The sequence below is a fragment of the Mangrovimonas futianensis genome (genome assembly GCF_021245805.1).
Lineage (GTDB): Bacteria > Bacteroidota > Bacteroidia > Flavobacteriales > Flavobacteriaceae > Mangrovimonas > Mangrovimonas futianensis.
The window spans coordinates 1-300 of sequence record NZ_JAJJNF010000050.1; the positions used below are offsets into that span (position 1 = coordinate 1).

The 300-nt window shown below is 47.7% G+C and carries 1 protein-coding gene; it reads right to left on the reverse strand.

The features are described from left to right. The coding region (locus tag LOK78_RS16485) for a type IX secretion system membrane protein PorP/SprF (RefSeq protein WP_232635679.1) at positions 1-300 on the reverse strand (300 nt) is incomplete at both ends.

Below are 300 nucleotides of genomic sequence, written 5' to 3' on the forward strand. Positions count from 1 at the left end.
CAACGATATCGTACATGAAAAGGTTCAAGTTCCCGTCAAAGGTCATAGGTGCATCAAAGGCCATCTTCATCATCGCGTGTGGCTTTAGCTTGAAGTTGTCTGACAACCCGAAAACATAACCTGCAGCCGCAAAAAAGTGCTGCGTCTCAGATCCTACCTTCTTCCCGTTCTCTGCATCCAAATGGATCGTGCTGATGATGTTCGGCATGGAAAGAGACACATAATAAGTATCCGGCTTGTAAAGGTAGAAACCCGCCCCTACGTTAGGGGACACACTGTTCACGTCCTCTCCCAACAATG